Below are 18218 nucleotides of genomic sequence, written 5' to 3'. Positions count from 1 at the left end.
AGCGCCGCGTTCATGGCTTGGCCTCCGCGCCTGCAGCGGCCTGGCCGCTTTCCTTCAGGGCCTTGGTGACCTCGGGCGGCATGTACTTCTCGTCGTGCTTGGCCAGCACTTCATCGGCCACCACCACACCTTCACCATTGAGCTTGCCCAGGGCAACGATGCCCTGCCCTTCACGGAACAGGTCGGGGAGGATGCCGCGGTAGGTGATCGGCACCGACTTGCTGAAGTCAGTGACCACGAAGCGCACGTCGAGCGAGTCAGCCGAGCGCTGCACCGAACCTTTTTCGACCATGCCGCCAGCCCGAATACGGGTATCCAGGGGGGCTTCGCCATTGGCGATCTGAGTCGGCGTGTAGAACAGGTTGATGTTCTGCTGCAATGCGCTCAGGGCAAAGCCGACGGCAATCCCGACACCGACCAGCAGGCCGGCAATGAGCAACAGGCGTTTCTTGCGCTGCGGATTCACTGGTTGTTCTCCCGGCGCAAGCGGCGCGCCTCATCTTGCAGGTAGCGACGGCGGGCCAGCAGTGGGGTGGCGACGTTCAGCGCCAATACCGCCAGGCAAATGCCATAGGCCGTCCACACGTACAGGCCGTGGTGGCCCATGGCGAGGAAATCACCGAACGAGGCGAAACTCATTGCGCGGCCCTCCGCCCCAGGCTGTTCAACACTTCCTCCTTGACCCAACTGGCGCGTGCCTCGCGCTTGAGCACCTCAAGGCGCATGCGCAACAACAGCACCACGCCGAAGAAGCAGTAGAAGCCCAGTGCCGTGCACAGCAGCGGCAGCCACATCTCGGCAGGCATCGCAGGCTTTTCGGTGAGGGTGAAGGTGGCGCCCTGGTGCAGGGTGTTCCACCACTCCACCGAGTACTTGATGATCGGTATGTTGATCACCCCGACGATGGCCAGCACCGCGCAGGCCTTGGCCGCGCTGTCACGATTACTGATTGCCTGGCCCAGCGCAATAATGCCGAAGTACAAGAACAGCAGGATCAGCATCGACGTCAGCCGCGCATCCCACACCCACCAGCTACCCCAGGTCGGCTTGCCCCAGATGGCGCCGGTGACCAGCGCCACGGCGGTCATCCAGGCGCCGATGGGCGCGGCGCATTGCAGGGCGACGTCGGCCAGTTTCATCTTCCACACCAGGCCCACCACCCCGGCCACCGCCAGCAGCACGTAGCACGATTGCGCCAGCATCGCCGCCGGCACATGGATGTAGATGATGCGGAAACTATTGCCCTGTTGGTAATCCTGGGGCGCGAACGCCAGGCCCCAGGTGACGCCCACCAGCAACAGCACGATGGCGCAGACCGTCAGCCATGGCAGCATGCGGCCGCTGATGGCATAGAACCATTTGGGAGAACCGAGTTTGTGGAACCACGTCCAACTCATTTTCATCAGGGTACATCCAGGGTATTAGCCGGGCTTGAGAGCCCAGGACTCGTTATTCGCCGACGCTGATCTTCAGGCCGGCCGCTATCGCAAAGGGTGCCAGTGTCACCGCCAGGGCCGTGAGGCTGGCAAGCCAGAGCAGGTGGCCAGTGGCGGGCATATTCTGCAACGCCGCCTGCAACGCACCACTGCCCAGGATCAATACAGGGATATACAACGGCAGAATCAGCAACGCCAGCAGCAACCCACCACGTTTGAGACCGACCGTCAGCGCCGCACCCACTGCACCCAACAGGCTCAGTACCGGCGTGCCCAGCAGCAAGGAGGCGAGCAGCACCGGCAGGCAATGGCTCGGCAACCCCAGCATCAGCGCCAGCAGTGGCGCCAACAATACCAGCGCCAGGCCGGAAAAGATCCAGTGCGCCAGCACCTTGGCCAGCACCAGCAACGCCAGTGGATGCGGCGACAGCACCCATTGCTCCAGCGAGCCATCCTCGAAATCGCTGCGGAACAGGCCGTCCAGCGATAACAGCACGGCCAGCAAGGCCGCAACCCACACCAGGCCAGGTGACAAGGTTTGCAACAATTGGCTTTCAGGGCCGACCGCCAGCGGGAACAGGGCAACGACGATGGCGAAGAACACCAGCGGGTTGGCCAGTTCTGCGGGGCGGCGGAACAACAGACGCGCTTCGCGGCGCAGCAACAGGATGAATACGCTCATGCTGCCCATTGCCCCAGGTTCAGTTCACGGTAGCCCGACGGCTTGCGTTCAAGGCTGTGGTGGGTGGTCAGCACCACCGTGCCACCCTGCTCGCAATGCGCCGCCAAGTGCGCTTCGAGCTGCGCCACACCTTGCTTGTCGAGGGCGGTGAACGGTTCGTCGAGAATCCACAAGGGCGGGCTGTCCAGGTACAGCCGGGCCAGGGCTACACGGCGCTGCTGGCCGGCCGACAAGGTATGGCACGGCACGTCTTCGAAGCCGCGCAGGCCGACTGCCGCCAGCGCCGCCCAGATGCGCTCGGCGCTGGCGGGCTGGTGCAGGGCACAGAGCCAGGTGAGGTTCTCCTCGGCGGTGAGCAGGTCTTTGATGCCCGCAGCGTGGCCGATCCACAGCAGGATGCTGGCCAAGGCATGGCGCTGGTCGGCCAACGGCTTGCCGCCCAGCAGGATCTGCCCGGCGGTCGGCTGCATCAACCCAGCCAACAGGCGCAGCAAGCTGGTCTTGCCGCTGCCGTTGGGGCCGCTGATCTGCAGCATGTCGCCGGGCCGCAGCTCGAAATCGAGCTGCTCGAACAGCAGGCGCCAGTCGCGCTCGCAGGCCAGGCCTGCGGCTTGGAGATGAAGGGTCACGGTTTCGCCTTATCCAGTTTACGGCTCAAGTCGCCCCCCTCGCTGCCGTTATACTGGCAGTGGCGGGCGGGCGGCATTATTACATGCACGGCCTCGCTGCCAAGAGGCGGGTTCGACAGGTTGTATACAATCATGACTGAAATCAATAGTCTCGGCGCACAAACCGCGATCAGCGCCCAGGCCATCAAGGCGGGCATGACCGGCGAACTGCTGCGCCTGACCCAAGCACAGCCCGGCTTGCTCGCCCCTGGCGAAACGGCGCAAGCCGAGGTCGTGTCGCTACGCCAGCTGGGCCGGGAGTTCCAGGTCGTTCTGCGGCTGATCCAGGCCAACGGCGCCCAGACCCAATTGCAGGCCAGCGCCAGCCAGCCGTTACCCCCCGGCAGCCAAGTCACCGTCAGCCAGACCGAGGGCAATCGCCTGGCGATCATGCTGCAACAGGCCAGCGCCAGCAACATCGCCACCCTCACCCGCCTGGACACGGCCAAGGTGCCGGTCGGTACCCTGCTGCAAGGCAAGGTCCTGACCAACCAGCCCATCCTACAAGCGCCGGGCCAAACAGCCGGTTACCGGGCACTGGTGAGCCTGCTCAACAGCGCGCAGGCCGGTGCCACCCTGACCATCGACAGCCCGCGCCCGCTGCCCGTAGGCAGCCTGCTCAGCGCGCGGGTGCAAGGCGACCAGTCGCTGCAATTCGTGCCGCTCAGCGGCCGGCAAGACCAGCTCAGCATCGCCCAGCAACTGCTCACCCAGCAAAATCGCCAGGCCTCGTTAACCGGCCTGCTCAGTGCATTGCAGCAGGTCGCCCGCGACCCCGGCGCCGACGGTAGCCTGCGCAGCAGTGCCGAGCGTTTGCTGGCCGGGCTGCCGGACGTGCGCCAGCTCGGCGATGCCAAAGCCGTCGCCCAAGCCCTGAGCAACAGCGGTACCTTCCTCGAAGCGAAGCTGCTGGGTGGCTTCCCCGCCAGCGTGGCCACTGATCTCAAGGCCCACCTGCTCAGGTTGATCACCCAGGCCTCGGTCACCGCGCCCGGTGCACCGGCCCTGATGCCAAGCACCTTGGCCCTGACCCTGCCGGCCCTCGCCCGTGGCGCCCTGGGCATGCTCGACCGGGTCAGCCCGAAACCACAGCCAGGGGCGTTTCCGCTGCCTTCGCGGCTACTCAAGGCCATGGAAGACGAAGGCGACCTGCAACAGTTGCTGCGCCTGGCCGCGGCGGCCGTTTCACGCCTGCAGAGCCATGCCATGAGCAGCCTGCAGCAGAGCGGCAACCTTGAAAACGGCAACCTGCAGACCACCTGGCAGACTGAAGTGCCGATCCGCCATGGCCAGGAGTTCATCCCGCTGCAGGTCAAGCTGCAACGCGAAGAAACGCCGCAACAGCAAGCTGACCGCCAGCACCAAGAGCATGACCCGCTACAAGCGCTGTGGCGTATCGAGTTGGCCTTCGACCTCGCTCCGCTTGGCCCTTTGCAAGTGCAGGCACAACTGAGCCAGGGCCGCCTGAACGGGCAACTGTGGGCAGAACAGGAACAGACCGCGCGGCTGATCGACAGCCAGCTTGGCACCCTGCGCGAGCGCCTGCTGGCCAGGGGCCTGGACGTCGGCGACCTGGAATGCCACCCCGGCACCCCACCCCAAGGCCCCCGCACGCGGGTCGAACAACGCTGGGTGGACGAAAACGCATGAGTGGCAAAACACCGCGCCAGGCCATTGCCCTGAGCTACGACGGCCAACAGGCCCCCACGCTCAGCGCCAAGGGCGACGATGCCCTGGCCGAAGCCATTCTTGAACTTGCCCGCCAACACGAGGTGCCGATCTACGAAAACGCCGAGCTGGTAAGCCTGCTGGCACGGCTGGAGCTGGGCGAGCAGATACCCGAGGCGCTGTACCTGACCATTGCCGAAATCATTGCCTTTGCCTGGCAGTTGCGCGGCAAGGTGCCCGTTGGGTTCAGCGACGTACCGGCCGGCGAACGGGACATCACCCCCAACCCCGCTCGCCTGCCGTTTGGCAACAGCATCGAGTAACGCAGCAGCAGCTACCACCACCTGCCAGGCGAGGTGCCAGCCTCGCTACGCCAGCCATAGCACTATGTAGCCCCCACACGCACAACCCATCGCCATCCTGCGCTTCTCATTCCCCCAGGAACACAGTATGCACCCCATCCCCCTTTCCAACCTCAGCCTGGTGCGTCAGGCACTGCAGGACTTCCCTCGCCCCGATACCCTGGCCGTGGAACTGCTGAGCGGTTGGCTGCGCCAACACGGCATCACCGATTCGCCACTACTGATCGATGTGGTGACCCTTCACTACCAGGCTGCGCCTCGCGCCGACAGCCACACTGGCGCTGCGGACAATGCCGTCATTACCCAAAGAATGAACCTGGTCGAGGCATTGCTGGCCAACTGGCAAGGTGAAACCGCAGCCGGCTATGGCGGTTTCCATTACGGCAACTGGGCAGGGCTGCCACCGGCTGGTCAAGTGATATTGGTCGACCGCCTGGTACCGCTGAGTATGTTGTCCAATGCCGCGCCCTACCTTGTCTTCAACGGCCTCTACCGACGCACCCAACCCAGCCGCTACGCACCGGACAACTGCCTGCCGATTCGCGCCGAGAATTTCCAGAGCTTTCTGTGGAACCTGCATTTTCACAACAGTTTCAAGGCCCGCCTGGATACCTATTGGGACAAGCGACAAGGGCACTATCAGCGCGCCCTGAAGATTGCCTTCATCGCCGCCTGCAACAAGCAGGTGTTGCTCAACAGCCTGTCCGGGCCTGGCCGCCAACTGCTGTGGGAGGCGGCGCAGTTGATCGCCCGCAGCAACGCGCGGTTAAGCATGCTCAATATCTACGGCTACATTTCCACTAGCATCGTGCAGATCCGTCACGCCAGCCAGCCGTTGGTAGTGCTGTACTTGCCTGGCAATGCTTCGCCTTTCCATGAGTTCGCCGACTCTTCGGCGATGAAGCGCTGGCTGGCCAGGCAATGCCAGGACGCCGCCAAACGCGATGCACTGATGGCCTGTTTCGCCCGTACTGACTGGCCGGACGGCCTCGATTTCAGCGGCCTGCGCACCGCACTGACAGGCCTGGGCCTTTACCCCAAAGCGCACCGCCTGAGCCATGACCATCCAGGCTTTGCCACCAGTGGTTTCTGGGACCCGCAATACATTATCGATTTTCGCCCCGACAAGTACGACAGCACCCTGGAGGGCGACCTGTTCACCCACCTGACCTTGCTGCAAAAGCGCCGTGCCTACGCCGATGCCGATAGCCAGATCACCAGCAACCATGCCGTCAACAAGGCCAAATGGGCCAGCTACCTGAACCTTGCCACCAACCTGCTGCTACCCCTGATGGTGGTACTGCCCGAACTGGCCCCGTTGCTGGTAGCTGGCGGCCTGGCGCAGTTCAGCCTGGGCCTGGATGCCGCCATCAATGGCAAGACCCCCGAGGTAAAGGCACAAGGCGTGACAGACCAGGTGTTCGGCCTGTTCAATGCCCTACCCACCGGCACTGGCCAGGCGGTCAGGTACGCCGAGGTATTTCGCACGACCCGCCCAGGCTTCTTCCGTTCCCAACTGTTGGACACCTTGTTCAATGCCCGCGTCGGTGCGGCACCGCTGCTGGAGCAAACGGCACTGGAGCCCGCTGAACTCGCGTTCCGCGAGCCGTCGGTACAGGCGTCGACCCATGCCGCCGTGGTGACCACGATCGAGGAAAACCTTCGGCACCGTTTCGCCGCCTGGCTCAGCACCCGACAAGGCCTGGTCAACGAATGGGTTCAATACGAATTCGCCACCAACTGCTTCATCCGCACCCGGGATGCAAAGTTGATCAGCCCGCCGCGCTGGGCGCTGGGCACCGAAGGCGACCCTGCTTTGGTGCTGTCATCAAGCCAGAGCAGGGCCACCCCCACCCACCACCAGCGCATGGCCACGCTGCGCGCCTTGGGCATCAATATCGAGCTGCCGATCGACTACGAGCCTTACAACGGCCTGCAGCGCATGCCGCTGCCCAAGGTAGTCAGCAGTATCTGGGTGGGCGACCAGCCCTTGCAGGGCGAATACCTCGAGGCGCTGGTGCATAACGCACAGGTGATACGCAGCAGCGGCTATCGCTTCCAGATCCTGCTGTCGCGGCAAAACAACGCAGCCTACCTGCACAATCTGAAAACCCTGCGCGCGCGGAGTGAAAGCGCCCTGCTCATGCCCCTCGAAGACCAAGAGTTTTACCAGCATTTCACCCTGTCGCCCTACTACCCGCAGTATCGCGCCGCCCTTGACGGCAAACAGGGTCAGGGGCGCAACTTTGCCTCGGCCTGCGACATCCTGCGCTACCGACTGCTCGAACACTACGGTGGCCTGTACCTGGATGCCGATGACCGCTTGCTGGCGGCGAGCGGCGCGGAGGGCACCGCGCCGCTGGCCAGGCTCCAACTCAAGACCACAAGGGATGGCCTGCTGTTGTCACCGCCTGTTTCCAACGACCAGTTGGGCATGTACATCCAGTTCAACAGCAGCATGATCGGCAGCCACCCAGGCAATCCAAACCTGAGTGCCATCTCGGACGAAATCCTTCGCCGCTACCAGCTGGTGCCCGACTTCTATGCCAGCCGGCCGGACGCGCGCCTGGCGCCGCTACCTTTCCAGGCCTATGCAAGGCGGCTCAACCTGCTGACCGGCCCAGGCGTGCTCAACCATGTAATCGACGAGCGCCTGCCCTGGCTCAAGCAACTGCGCGAGCTCTGCACCCTGATGGTATCGCCGCTGTACGACCTCCATGCGACCCTGGAGTTGAGCGAGCTTCATCGGGTCATCCGTGACCATGTACCGCTGGATCAGGTAGCCGAGATGGGCCACGCCCACAGTTGGCAAGGCCCGTGAACTGGCCAATGACCGGGGCAGTGCAGCGCCGTACTACTCGCTGCGGTGCAGCTTGCTCATCAACTCCGCCTCGGCCCGGGTCAGGCCGCAGGTTTCAGTCAGCTCCGACACACTTGCGCCCATGCCGACCAGCTTGGCCGCCTGGCTGAAGGTGACGCTGCTGGGGTCGCGCTGCTCCAGGCGTTCCAGCCGGTCAGGCAGGGTGGCCAGGGTTTCGCGCAGGTCATGGATGGCCTCACCCATGCGCACCGTACCGTTCTGGTAGTCGTCCAGGCGCTTGCTCAGGTCTTTGATGCGTTGATCGCGCAGGGCATCGCCCTCGGCCTGTTGCGCGGCCAGCTCGCGCTGGCGCTTGCTGTGGTTGAGGAACATCCACAAGCTGAGCACCCACAGCAGCGCCAGGAAGATGACAGCAACCTCGAAGATCAACTCAGATGTTCTCAAGCTCGGACCACTCTTCCTCGGTCATCATCTTGTCCAGCTCGACCAGTATCAGCAGTTCGCCGTTCTTGTTGCACACGCCCTGGATGAACTTGGCCGACTCTTCGTTACCCACGTTCGGCGCCGTCTCGATCTCGGACTGACGCAGGTAGACCACCTCGGCGACGCTATCGACCAGGATGCCGACCACTTGCTTGTCCGCCTCGATGATGACGATACGGGTGTTGTCGGTCACCTCGGTCGGCATCAGGCCAAAACGCTGGCGGGTGTCGATCACTGTCACCACGTTGCCGCGCAGGTTGATGATGCCCAGCACATAGCTCGGTGCGCCCGGTACCGGGGCGATCTCGGTGTAGCGCAGCACTTCCTGCACCTGCATGACATTGATCCCGTAGGACTCGTTGTCCAGACGGAAGGTTACCCACTGCAGAATCGGATCTTCGGAACCTTGTGCAGACGACTTTTTCATTCCCCTACCCCTTAAAGTCCGCCATAGGCGGTGTGTGCGGTGTCATTGGTGTTTGGCGTGCATCTGCTTGACCGCGCCACTGGCGATCAGCTCGGCCAGTTCGGCGACGTCGAGCAGGGCACACATGTGTTCGATCACCGTGCCGGCCAGCCACGGGCGTTGGCCACGCTGGCTGCGCCACTTGATCTCGGACGGGTCCAGGCGCAATGAGCGGCTGACCTGGTGCACGGCCAGCCCCCATTCGTAGCCCTGCACGGAAATCACATACTGCAGGCCCTGGCGGAAGTCGTCACGGTAGCGGTCGGGCATCACCCAGCGCGCGGTGTCGAGGACTTTGAGGTTGCCGGCCTGGCAGGTCAGGATGCCGAGAAACCAGTCAGGTTGGCCGAACAGCGGCGTCAGTTCCTGGCCGGCCAGGTTGTAAATCGAGCCCAGGCATACCAAGGGCACCGCCAGGGTCAAGCCGGCGACATCGAACAGCAGGCACTCGAACGGCTCCGCCGCCCAGGCCGGGCGGCCGTCGATGCTTGCCGGGGGCACCGGCAGGTTCGGCGCGGGCAGGTGCACATCCACCAACGGCACTGCCGGTTCCACGCTCTGTTCTTCGGTCAGGACCGGGACGCTGGCCTCGGCCAGCACTTCGCTCTCGACTACCGTGACCACCGGTTCTTCCACCGGCAGCACGCTGGGCAACACCTTCAGCCGCGGCTCGGCAAAGGGCCGCTGCGCGACAGCGGCGGGCTGCGCTGGCTGGCGTGCTTCAGGTGCCTGTTCCACGCGCACCGCATCGGCGACGTCTGCCGCCGGCTCGATCAGATCGTCGGCCTCAGTGGCCTCCTGCAACAGGCCATCGAGGTAGGATTGCAGGGCCATCTGCGGCCGCGTGCCGGTTTGCCGGGTCTGGGTCATCAGGCCACCTGCACTGCGTTTTTGTAAGTGAGCAAGTGCTTGAGCAGCGCCCGGTAGGCAATCAGGCCACGGCTCTTGCCATCGAACTGCGACGGCGTGACGCCCTTGCGGCTGGCATCGCGCAAGCGGGTATCGACCGGGATGTAACCCTGCCAGACATTCTGCTCATAGGTGTCGCGCAACAGTTTGAGCGTGCCCAGGGAAGCCTGAGTACGGCGGTCGAACAGGGTCGGCACGATCTGGTAAGGCAAGGCCTGTTTACGCGAACGGTTGACCATGGCCAAGGTCCCAACCATGCGCTCCAGGCCCTTCACCGCCAGGAACTCGGTCTGTACCGGTATCACCAGCTGCTGGCTCGCGGCCAGGGCATTGACCATCAGCACGCCAAGCAAGGGTGGGCTGTCGATCAAGGCGAAGTCGAAGTCCTGCCACAGCTGCGCCAGACTCTTGGCGATCACCAGGCCCAGGCCGTTCTTGCCCGGCGACTGGCGCTCCAGCACCGCCAGCGCGGTGCTCGAAGGCAGCAGCGAGATACGCTCATCACTGGTCGGCAACAGCAACTGCCCAGGCAAACCCTCCGGCACGCTGCCCTGGTGCAGGAACAGGTCATAGCAGCTGTGCTCCAGCGCATCGGGGTTGTGCCCGAAATAACTGGTCATCGAACCGTGCGGGTCGAGGTCGACGACGACCACGCGCTTGCCCGCCTCAGCCAGCAGCCCAGCCAGGGCGATGGTCGTGGTGGTCTTGCCGACGCCACCTTTTTGATTGGCTACTGCCCAGACTCTCATCGTTCGTTGCTTCCTCCCGGTGTGGCCGCCTGCCCTGCCGGGAACGGTATGGTATTTGGTGACGGAGAATTGACGAGTTACTGCCCCGCCGCCATTGCTGGCGTAGCCGGTGCACTTTGTGTGCCAGCCCGGCGCAACGCAGCATCTGGCGTGGCATTGGCGCTGCCAGAGCCGGTCAGGCTGCGGCGCACTTCGAGGTTACGGGAAATCACCAGTACCACACGACGGTTGCGGGCACGGCCTTCGGCACTGTCGTTGCTGGCGACCGGCTGGTACTCGCCATAGCCCACCGATGCCATGCGCGCCGGGTTCACCCCCTCCATGGCCAGCAAGCGGACGATGCTGGCCGCCCGTGCCGACGACAACTCCCAGTTGGTCGGGTACTGCGCGGTGCGAATCGGCAGGTTGTCGGTAAAACCTTCGACATGCACCGGGTTGGCGAACGGCTTGAGGATGTTCGCCACCTTCTCGATGATCGCGAAGGCCTTGTCGCTAGGCATGGCATCGCCGCTGCCGAACAGCAGCGAGGAGTTGAGCTCGATTTCGATCCACAGCTCATTGCCGCGTACGGTCATCTGGTCGGTCTTGATCAGGTCGCCAAAGGCGTCGCGCACATCGTCACTGATGGTCTTCAGCGGGTCGACATTGGTTTGCGCAAGGCCCGCCTCGGTCTGCTCGCTTTCCCTCACCAAAGGCTCGGCCGGGCGCACGCTCAGGGGTTGCTCATCCCCGACCGGGATCGGCTTCATGCTCCGTTCAGGGTCGTTGAACACCCCGATCAAGGCCTGCGAGATGACCTTGTACTTGCCCTCGTTGATCGAGGAAATCGAATACATGACCACGAAAAACGCGAACAGCAAGGTGATGAAGTCGGCGTACGACACCAGCCAGCGTTCGTGATTCTCGTGTTCCTCGGTATGACGACGGCGACGCATGGGTTACTCCATGAAGCCTTGCAGCTTCAGTTCGATCGAGCGCGGGTTCTCACCCTCGGCAATCGACAACAGGCCCTCGAGCAGCATCTCGCGGTAGCGCGACTGGCGCATGACGATGGCCTTGAGCTTGTTGGCGATCGGCAACAGGATCAGGTTGGCGCTGGCCACACCGTAGATGGTGGCGACGAACGCCACGGCGATGCCGTTACCCAACTGCGACGGGTCGGCCAGGTTGCCCATGACATGGATCAGGCCCATGACCGCACCGATGATGCCGATGGTTGGCGCATAGCCGCCCATGCTCTCGAACACCTTGGCAGCCTGGATATCACGGCCCTCCTGGGTCAGGAAGTCGACTTCAAGGATGCTGCGGATGGCTTCTGGCTCGGCGCCGTCGACCAGCAGTTGCAAGCCCTTGCGCGCATACGGGTCGGGCTCGGCATCGGCCACCCCTTCCAGGCCCAGTAGGCCTTCCTTGCGCGCCGTCAGGCTCCAGCTGACCACCCGATCGATACCACCGGCCAGGTCGACGCGGGGCGGAAAGAGGATCCAGCGCAGGATCTGCAAGGCCCGCTTGAAAGCCGGCAATGGCGACTGCAGCAAGGCCGCCGCCAAGGTACCGCCCAACACGATCAAACCCGCCGGGCCGTTGATCAGCGCGCCGACATGCCCGCCTTCGAGGAAGTTGCCGCCGACAATCGCGACGAACGCCAGGATCAGGCCAATCAGGCTTAGTACATCCATCAGACGCAGGCCTCGACCAGGTGCTTGCCGATCTCGTCCAGGCTGTACACCGCGTCGGCCAGGTTAGCCTTGACGATGGCCATGGGCATGCCATAGATCACGCAGCTGGCTTCATCCTGGGCCCACACGGTACTGCCACCCTGCTTGAGCAGGCGCGCGCCTTCACGACCATCGGCGCCCATGCCGGTCAGCACCACCGACAGCACCTTGTCGCCGTACGACTTGGCCGCCGAGCCGAAAGTGATGTCCACGCACGGCTTGTAGTTCAGGCGCTCGTCGCCGGGCAGGATCTTCACCGTGCCGCGGCCATCGATCATCATCTGCTTGCCACCTGGGGCCAGCAGCGCCAGGCCTGGGCGCAGCACGTCACCGTCCTCGGCTTCCTTCACGCTGATCTTGCACAGCTTGTCCAGGCGCTCGGCAAAGGCCTTGGTAAAGGCCGCCGGCATGTGCTGGATCAGCACGATCGGCGCCGGGAAGTTGGCAGGCAGTTGCGTCAGTACCCGCTGCAGCGCCACCGGGCCACCCGTGGAGGTACCGATGGCCACCAGTTTGTAGGGTTTGCGCTTGGGTGCCGGGGCATGTGCCGCTGGCGCTGCCGCCGCGCGCACCGGCGCAGCAGTGCGCACCGGTGCGGGGCTGGCGAAGCTGCTGGTTGGCGCAGCGCTGCTCGCGGCGGCCGGTGCGGCGGCTGGCGCGGGGCTGTAGCTGCCGAAACGGCGGTTGCTGCGCGACAGGGTGTGCACCTTCTCGCACAGCAGTTGCTTGACCTTCTCCGGGTTGCGCGAGATGTCCTCGAAGTTCTTCGGCAGGTAATCCACCGCACCGGCATCCAGTGCGTCCAGGGTCACCCGGGCACCTTCGTGGGTCAGCGAAGAGAACATCAGTACCGGCGTCGGGCAGCGCTGCATGATGTGCCGCACCGCCGTGATGCCATCCATCATGGGCATCTCGTAGTCCATGGTGATGACATCGGGCTTGAGCGCCAGCGCCTGGTCGATTGCTTCCTTGCCATTGGTCGCGGTACCCACTACCTGGATCGTCGGGTCCGCCGAGAGGATTTCCGAGACGCGGCGGCGGAAGAAACCGGAATCATCCACCACCAGGACCTTGACTGCCATAAACACTCCATTAGGCGGCGCAACCCGCCAGGGTGCGCCACCGAAATCAAATACGCCGCGCGGCGTAACGCTTGAGCATGCTCGGGACGTCGAGGATCAACGCGATGCGACCGTCGCCGGTGATAGTGGCCCCGGACATACCCGGCGTGCCCTGCAGCATCTTGCCCAGCGGCTTGATTACCACTTCTTCCTGGCCCACCAGTTGATCGACGACAAAGCCAATGCGTTGGGTACCAACCGAGAGGATCACCACGTGGCCCTCATGCTGCTCTTCGTGCACCTGGCCCTGCACCAGCCAGCGCTTGAGGTAGAACAGTGGCAGCGCCTTGTCGCGCACGATCACCACTTCCTGGCCATCGACCACATTGGTGCGCGACAGGTCGAGGTGGAAGATCTCGTTGACGTTGACCAGCGGGAAGGCGAAGGCCTGGTTGGCCAGCATCACCATCAGGGTCGGCATGATCGCCAGGGTCAGCGGCACCTTGATGACGATCTTCGATCCCTGGCCCTTGGCCGAGTAGATGTTGATCGAGCCATTGAGCTGGGAAATCTTGGTCTTCACCACATCCATGCCGACACCACGGCCGGACACGTCGGAAATCTCGGTCTTGGTCGAGAAGCCCGGGGCGAAGATCAGGTTGTAGCAGTCCGACTCGCTCAGACGCTCAGCGGCGTCCTTGTCCATCAAGCCCTTCTCCACGGCCTTGGCGCGCAGGATGTTGGGGTCCATGCCCTTGCCGTCATCGGAGATCGACAGCAGGATATGGTCGCCTTCCTGCTCGGCTGACAACACCACCCGGCCGGTCCGCGCCTTGCCGGACGCTTCACGCTCGTCGGGCATTTCCACGCCATGGTCGACCGCGTTGCGCACCAAGTGCACCAGCGGGTCAGCCAGGGCCTCGACGAGGTTCTTGTCGAGGTCGGTCTCTTCACCGACCAGCTCCAGGTTGATCTCTTTCTTGAGCTGGCGGGCCAGGTCGCGAACCAGACGCGGGAAGCGGCCGAAGACTTTCTTGATCGGCTGCATGCGGGTCTTCATGACCGCGGTCTGCAGGTCGGCGGTGACCACGTCGAGGTTCGACACGGCCTTGGACATGGCCTCGTCGCCGCTGTTCAGGCCCAGGCGGACCAAGCGGTTACGCACCAGCACCAGTTCGCCGACCATGTTCATGATCTCGTCCAGGCGCGCGGTGTCGACGCGCACGGTGGTTTCGGCCTCGCTGACGGCATGCTTTTCTGCCGCAGGGGCCGGCGCCCGTGGTGCAGGCGCAGGCTTGCTGACAGGCGCCGGTGCGGGCTTGGCCACTGGCTTGCTTTCGACCTTGGCAGCGACAGGCGCTTCGACCGCGACGGCGTCGCCAGAGAACTTGCCCTTGCCGTGCAACTGGTCGAGCAAGGCTTCGAATTCGTGCTCGCTGATAGCGTCACTGGCCGTGGCGGCCGGTGCAGTGCTCACGGGCGCAACTGCAGCGGCGGCGGGCAAGGCGTCGGCCTGGAACGTGCCCTTGCCATGCAGTTGATCGAGCAACGACTCGAACTCTTCATCGGTGATTTCGTCGCTGACCGGCGCCGGGGCGCTGGCCACTGGCTCAGCGACGACTTCGGCGCTGAACTGGCCTTTGCCATGCAACTGGTCGAGCAGCGATTCGAACTCGGCGTCGGTGATCTCGTCACTGGCACCGCTGATGCTCTCGCCTTGCAACTGCTCATCGGCAGCGGCCTGGGCCTTGACCGCGTCAAGCGAGTCGAGCAACTGCTCGAATTCGCTGTCGGTGATGTCCGGCTCTTCGGCAGGCGCCGCGGCCAGCGGTTCAGCGGCCGCAGGCTCGGCAGCGGCGACTTCGTCAGCAGCGGCAGGCTCGGCCAGGCGCGACAACGCGGCCAGCAGCTCCGGGGTGGCCGGGATGACTTCGCTGCGCTCGCGGACCTGGCCAAACATATTGTTGACCGTGTCCAGCGCTTCGAGCACCACGTCCATCAACTCGGCGTCGACCCGGCGCTCACCTTTGCGCAGGATGTCGAACACGTTCTCGGCGATATGGCAGCACTCCACCAGCTCGTTGAGCTGGAGGAAGCCGGCGCCCCCTTTTACAGTGTGGAAACCGCGAAAAATGGCATTGAGCAGGTCGGCATCATCCGGTCGGCTTTCCAGCTCGACCAATTGCTCGGACAGTTGCTCAAGAATTTCGCCGGCTTCTACCAGGAAATCCTGAAGGATTTCTTCATCGGCGCCGAAGCTCATTAAACGTGCTCCTTAAAAACCCAGACTGGACAGCAGATCATCGACATCGTCCTGACCGGACACGACGTCTTCACGCTTATCGGCATGAATCTGCGGACCTTCACCCCGAGTCGGATGTTTTTCTTGATCTTTTTCAGCGCGAAGCTGCTGGTGGTCATGTTCGATGCCGGCAAAACGGTCGACCTGACTGGCCATCAGCACGAGCTTGAGCAGGTTGCTTTCCACCTCGGTGACCAACGCGGTGACCCGCTTGATCACCTGGCCGGTCAGGTCTTGGTAGTCCTGAGCCAGCAGAATGTCGTTGAGGTGGCCGGAAACCTTGCGGTTGCCTTCGGCACTGTGCGTCAGGAAACTGTCGACCCGTTTGACCAGGTCACGGAATTCTGGCGCAGCGACTTCGCGGCGCATGAAGCGCTGCCAGTCCACGCTCAGGGCCTTGGCCTCACCCGCCAGGTCGTTGAGTACCGGCGTGCTTTCCTCGACCAGGTCCATGGTGCGGTTGGCCGCACCCTCGGTCAACTTGACCACATAGGACAGGCGCTCGGTGGCGTCGGTGATCTGCGAGACTTCCTCGGCCTGCGGCATGTTCGGGTCGATCTGGAAGCTGACGATGGCGCTGTGCAGCTCTCGGGTCAGCTTGCCGACTTCCTGGTACAGGCCACGGTCGCGGGTCTGGTTCAGCTGATGAATCAGCTGCACCGCCTCGCCGAAGCGACCCCGCTCCAGGCTCTCGACCAATTCCTGGGCATGTTTCTTCAGGGTCGTTTCGAACTCCCCCAAAGACGTTTGTGATGAATCCATGGCGCGCCCCCTGACGTGACTCAGCCGTTGACGCGTTCGAAGATCTTCTCGATCTTTTCTTTGAGCACCTGAGCGGTGAACGGCTTGACCACGTAACCATTGACGCCGGCCTGGGCCGCTTCGATGATCTGGTCGCGCTTGGCTTCGGCGGTCACCATCAGTACCGGCATGGTTTTCAGCTTCTCGCTGGCGCGGACTTTACGCAGCAGGTCGATACCGGACATGCCCGGCATGTTCCAGTCGGTCACCAGGAAGTCGTAGTGGCCGTTTTCCAGCATCGGCAACGCCGTGGTGCCGTCATCGGCTTCTTCGGTATTGGTGAAGCCCAGATCACGTAGCAGGTTCTTGATGATCCGCCGCATCGTCGAAAAGTCGTCAACGATGAGGATTTTCATGTTCTTGTCCAATTAGACCTCCAAGCAGTCTCAAACGCGCTCGGCCCCCGAGCACGCATTCATTCAATTCGGCACAACGTGAAACGACTGCAGCGTCTTCAAAGGCGAACGGTTGGCACTCAGCGCGCCCGCCATTCACCCAGACGGCTGCGCAAACGTGCGGCGCACTGGCTGTGCAGCTGGCTTACGCGCGACTCGCTGACCCCCAGCACCTCACCGATTTCCTTGAGGTTCAGCTCTTCGTCGTAGTACAGCGCCAGCACCAGCCGCTCGCGCTCTGGCAGGTTGGCAATGGCATCGGTCAGGGCAGCCTGGAAGCGCTCGTCTTCAAGATCGCGCGACGGCTCGACCTGGCCACTGGCGCCGTCCTCGTGCAGCCCTTCGTGCTCGCCGTCCTGCAACAGGTCGTCGAAGCTGAACAGCCGGCTGCCCAAGGTATCGTTCAAAATCCCGTAGTAATCGTCGAGACTCAATTGGAGTTCGGCCGCAACCTCGTGATCTTTAGCGTCGCGACCGGTTCTTGCTTCAACAGCGCGCATTGCGTCACTGACCATGCGTGTGTTGCGGTGCACCGAACGCGGTGCCCAATCGCCTTTGCGCACCTCATCGAGCATCGCGCCGCGGATGCGGATACCGGCGTAGGTTTCGAAGCTGGCGCCCTTGCTGGCGTCGTACTTGTTGGCCACTTCCAGCAGGCCGATCATGCCGGCCTGGATCAGGTCTTCGACCTGGACGTTGGCCGGCAGCCGCGCCAGCAGGTGGTAGGCAATGCGCTTGACCAGCGGGGCGTAGCGTTCGATCAGCTCGTACTGGGCGTCTTTCGACGCCCTGCTGTACATCTTGAAGCCGCTCGCACTCATAGTACCGGTCCTGCGCTGGTGGGCTGCACCAGACGCTCGACGAAGAACTCCAGGTGCCCGCGCGGGTTGGCCGGCAACGGCCAGCTGTCGACCTTCTGCGCAATGGCCTTGAAGGCCAGCGCGCACTTGGAGCGCGGGAACGCTTCGTAAACTGCCCGCTGCTTCTGCACCGCCTTGCGCACGCACTCGTCGTACGGCACGGCGCCGACATACTGCAGGGCCACGTCGAGGAAGCGGTCGGTGACCTTGGTCAACTTGGCGAAGAGGTTGCGCCCTTCCTGCGGGCTCTGGGCCATGTTGGCCAGCACGCGGAAGCGGTTCATGCCGTAATCGCGGTTGAGCAGCTTGATCAGCGCATAGGCGTCGGTGATCGAGGTGGGCTCGTCGCAGACCACCAGCAGCACTTCCTGGGCCGCGCGAACGAAGCTGACCACCGAATCACCAATACCTGCAGCGGTGTCGATCACCAGCACGTCGAGGTTGTCGCCGACATCGCTGAAGGCCTGGATCAGGCCGGCGTGCTGGGCCGGCGCCAGGTGCACCATACTCTGGGTGCCGGAGGCCGCCGGCACGATGCGCACTCCGCCCGGCCCCTGCAGCATCACATCGCGCAGCTCGCAGCGCCCTTCGATGACATCGGCCAGGGTGCGTTTGGGGGTAAGCCCAAGCAATACGTCGACATTGGCCAGGCCCAGGTCGGCGTCCAGCAACATGACCCTGCGGCCAAGCTCGGCCAGCGCCAGAGACAGGTTCACTGAAACGTTAGTTTTGCCGACGCCACCTTTGCCACCGGTCACGGCGATCACCTGTACGGGATGCATGCTACCCATGTCTGTTCTTTACCTTGTCTCGCTGGGACTCAGGCCACACGTGAGG

20 protein-coding genes are annotated in these 18218 nt (G+C 63.5%); 3 read left to right on the top strand and 17 right to left on the bottom strand.

Features of this window, described 5'->3' with window-relative positions:
• Positions 1–10: 10 nt before the first annotated feature.
• From ccmE to ccmA, 5 genes are read right to left on the bottom strand one after another with little or no spacing between them, the layout of a single operon-like run.
• Complete coding sequence (gene ccmE / locus HU766_RS10750; protein ID WP_186656349.1) at positions 11–466, bottom strand: cytochrome c maturation protein CcmE; 456 nt, start codon at positions 464–466, stop codon at positions 11–13.
• Positions 463–639 carry a heme exporter protein CcmD gene (gene ccmD / locus HU766_RS10745; RefSeq protein ID WP_033699430.1) on the bottom strand — a complete coding sequence of 59 codons (177 nt, stop codon included), beginning with the start codon at positions 637–639 and terminating at the stop codon, positions 463–465. Before ccmD ends, ccmE begins: the two co-directional genes overlap by 4 nt.
• Complete coding sequence (locus HU766_RS10740) at positions 636–1403, bottom strand: heme ABC transporter permease (protein ID WP_033699432.1); 768 nt, start codon at positions 1401–1403, stop codon at positions 636–638. Before HU766_RS10740 ends, ccmD begins: the two co-directional genes overlap by 4 nt.
• Before the next feature lie 46 nt (positions 1404–1449).
• A complete protein-coding gene (ccmB, locus tag HU766_RS10735) occupies positions 1450–2118 on the bottom strand; it encodes a heme exporter protein CcmB (RefSeq protein ID WP_027592998.1) in 669 nt (222 codons plus the stop codon).
• The gene (gene ccmA, locus HU766_RS10730; protein WP_186656347.1) at positions 2115–2747 is read right to left on the bottom strand and encodes a cytochrome c biogenesis heme-transporting ATPase CcmA; all 633 of its coding nucleotides are present in this window, start codon (positions 2745–2747) and stop codon (positions 2115–2117) included. Before ccmA ends, ccmB begins: the two co-directional genes overlap by 4 nt.
• 132 nt (positions 2748–2879) lie before the next feature.
• Between ccmA and HU766_RS10725 the strand changes: the two genes are divergently transcribed.
• The 3 genes from HU766_RS10725 to HU766_RS10715 all read left to right on the top strand — a co-directional run bounded on the left by HU766_RS10725 (position 2880) and on the right by HU766_RS10715 (position 7637).
• A complete protein-coding gene (locus tag HU766_RS10725) occupies positions 2880–4436 on the top strand; it encodes a flagellar hook-length control protein FliK (protein WP_047583657.1) in 1557 nt (518 codons plus the stop codon).
• Entirely contained in the window at positions 4433–4777 is a 345-nt protein-coding gene (locus HU766_RS10720) for an EscU/YscU/HrcU family type III secretion system export apparatus switch protein (RefSeq protein ID WP_033699435.1), read from the top strand. Before HU766_RS10725 ends, HU766_RS10720 begins: the two co-directional genes overlap by 4 nt.
• A 127-nt stretch (positions 4778–4904) precedes the next feature.
• Positions 4905–7637 (top strand): DUF6543 domain-containing protein, encoded by a 2733-nt coding sequence (locus HU766_RS10715; protein WP_186656345.1) that lies wholly within the window; start codon positions 4905–4907, stop codon positions 7635–7637.
• Positions 7638–7670: 33 nt separating this feature from the next.
• On the opposite strand, the gene HU766_RS10710 is transcribed toward HU766_RS10715, so the two are convergent.
• The 12 genes from HU766_RS10710 to fleN all read right to left on the bottom strand — a co-directional run bounded on the left by HU766_RS10710 (position 7671) and on the right by fleN (position 18172).
• Positions 7671–8066, bottom strand: a complete 396-nt coding sequence (locus HU766_RS10710; RefSeq protein WP_186656518.1) for a DUF2802 domain-containing protein — start codon at positions 8064–8066, stop codon at positions 7671–7673.
• Position 8067: 1 nt separating this feature from the next.
• Positions 8068–8547: a chemotaxis protein CheW gene (locus tag HU766_RS10705; RefSeq protein ID WP_003254393.1), complete on the bottom strand. Its 480-nt coding sequence runs from the start codon at positions 8545–8547 to the stop codon at positions 8068–8070.
• A 42-nt stretch (positions 8548–8589) separates the two neighbouring features.
• Positions 8590–9456, bottom strand: a complete 867-nt coding sequence (locus tag HU766_RS10700) for a CheW domain-containing protein (RefSeq protein ID WP_186656343.1) — start codon at positions 9454–9456, stop codon at positions 8590–8592.
• The gene (locus tag HU766_RS10695) at positions 9456–10244 is read right to left on the bottom strand and encodes a ParA family protein (protein WP_033699440.1); all 789 of its coding nucleotides are present in this window, start codon (positions 10242–10244) and stop codon (positions 9456–9458) included. The genes HU766_RS10700 and HU766_RS10695 overlap by 1 nt, the downstream gene beginning before the upstream one ends.
• A 77-nt stretch (positions 10245–10321) precedes the next feature.
• Complete coding sequence (gene motD, locus HU766_RS10690; RefSeq protein ID WP_033699441.1) at positions 10322–11179, bottom strand: flagellar motor protein MotD; 858 nt, start codon at positions 11177–11179, stop codon at positions 10322–10324.
• 3 nt (positions 11180–11182) lie between these two features.
• On the bottom strand, positions 11183–11923 hold the full coding sequence (locus HU766_RS10685; protein ID WP_033699443.1) for a flagellar motor protein: 741 nt from the start codon (positions 11921–11923) through the stop codon (positions 11183–11185).
• Entirely contained in the window at positions 11923–13044 is a 1122-nt protein-coding gene (locus tag HU766_RS10680; protein WP_033699445.1) for a chemotaxis response regulator protein-glutamate methylesterase, read from the bottom strand. Before HU766_RS10680 ends, HU766_RS10685 begins: the two co-directional genes overlap by 1 nt.
• 46 nt (positions 13045–13090) lie before the next feature.
• Positions 13091–15286, bottom strand: a complete 2196-nt coding sequence (locus HU766_RS10675) for a chemotaxis protein CheA (protein WP_186656340.1) — start codon at positions 15284–15286, stop codon at positions 13091–13093.
• Between the two features lie 12 nt (positions 15287–15298).
• The gene (locus HU766_RS10670; RefSeq protein WP_033699448.1) at positions 15299–16087 is read right to left on the bottom strand and encodes a protein phosphatase CheZ; all 789 of its coding nucleotides are present in this window, start codon (positions 16085–16087) and stop codon (positions 15299–15301) included.
• A 20-nt stretch (positions 16088–16107) separates the two neighbouring features.
• Entirely contained in the window at positions 16108–16482 is a 375-nt protein-coding gene (locus HU766_RS10665; protein ID WP_161775562.1) for a chemotaxis response regulator CheY, read from the bottom strand.
• Positions 16483–16601: 119 nt separating this feature from the next.
• Positions 16602–17342: an RNA polymerase sigma factor FliA gene (gene fliA, locus HU766_RS10660; protein WP_033699449.1), complete on the bottom strand. Its 741-nt coding sequence runs from the start codon at positions 17340–17342 to the stop codon at positions 16602–16604.
• Positions 17339–18172 (bottom strand): flagellar synthesis regulator FleN, encoded by an 834-nt coding sequence (gene fleN, locus HU766_RS10655; protein WP_027593013.1) that lies wholly within the window; start codon positions 18170–18172, stop codon positions 17339–17341. The genes fliA and fleN overlap by 4 nt, the downstream gene beginning before the upstream one ends.
• Positions 18173–18218 lie beyond the last annotated feature (46 nt).

The organism is Pseudomonas sp. SWRI77 (assembly GCF_014269105.1).
Lineage (GTDB): Bacteria > Pseudomonadota > Gammaproteobacteria > Pseudomonadales > Pseudomonadaceae > Aquipseudomonas > Aquipseudomonas capeferrum.
This window is presented reverse-complemented; position numbering and strand designations above follow the sequence as displayed.